Source organism: Streptomyces sp. NPDC004752, assembly GCF_053601275.1.
On record NZ_JBSGBN010000317.1, the window covers coordinates 1 to 1,030 of the forward strand.

Annotated in this window: 1 protein-coding gene and 1 pseudogene; both read left to right on the forward strand. The window is 76.3% G+C overall.

The window, feature by feature from the left end; translation table 11 throughout:
• Positions 1 to 158: pseudogene (locus tag ACWEKM_RS46630) on the forward strand (bifunctional cobalt-precorrin-7 (C(5))-methyltransferase/cobalt-precorrin-6B (C(15))-methyltransferase); the annotation flags it as partial.
• A partial coding sequence (locus ACWEKM_RS46635) for a cobalt-precorrin 5A hydrolase (RefSeq protein ID WP_451627381.1) occupies positions 155 to 1,030 on the forward strand: 876 nt, incomplete at its 3' end. The pseudogene ACWEKM_RS46630 and the gene ACWEKM_RS46635, both read left to right, overlap by 4 nt.

Below are 1,030 nucleotides of genomic sequence, written 5' to 3' on the forward strand. Positions count from 1 at the left end.
CGCTCGGCGCCGCCGGGTTCTCCTGCGACGGTGTGCTGCTGCAGTCGTCGCGGCTCGCGCCGCTGCCGGGTGAGGTGACCCGGCTGGCCGCGACCAATCCCGTGTTCCTGCTGTGGGGCGAGCGGCCCCGCGCGAGTGTCGAAGGAGTTGCTCAGTGATCGGCCTCATTTCCGCCACGGCGGCGGGGACGGTGGCACGCGACCGGCTGGCCGCGGCCTGGCCGGAGCGCACCCGGGTGTACGACGGCCCGGTCAAGGACGCCGTACGCGCCGCGTTCGCGGAGTGCGAGCAGTTGGTGTGCTTCCTGGCGACGGGAGCGGTGGTGCGGCTGATCGCCCCGCTGCTCGGCGACAAGGCGGCCGACCCGGGCGTGGTGTGCGTGGACGAGGGCGGCCGGTTCGCCGTGTCGCTGGTCGGCGGTCACGGTGGCGGCGCCAATGAACTCGCCCGCGAGGTGGGTGAGTTGCTGGGTGCACGGCCGGTGGTGACGACCGCCACGGACGCGGTGGGCGTGCCCGGCCTGGACACCCTCGGCCTGCCGGTCGAGGGCGCCGTCGCGGCCGTCTCACGGGCGCTGCTGGACGGCGCGCCGGTCGCCCTGGACGCCGAGGTGACCTGGCCGCTGCCGCCGCTGCCGGTCGCCGCCGAGGGGGCGTACACGATCCGGGTGACTGACCGGGACGTCGCACCCGGCCCGCGTGAGGTGGTGGTGCGCCCGCCGACGCTGGTGGTCGGCGTCGGCGCGTCCCGAGGCGCCCCGGTCGAGGAGGTACTGGCGCTGGTCGCGGACGCGCTGCGGGACGCCGGTCTTTCGGCCGCGTCCGTCGCCGAACTCGCCACCGTGGACGCCAAGTCCGAGGAGCCGGGCATCGTGGCCGCCGCGGAACGGCTCGGTGTGCCCCTGGTGATCTGCCGTGCCGAGGAGTTGGCGCGCGTCGAGGTGCCGAACCCGTCCGCCGCGCCGCTCGCCGCCGTCGGCACCCCGTCCGTCGCGGAGGCCGCCGCCCTGCGGCGCGGCGCGGAACTCCTC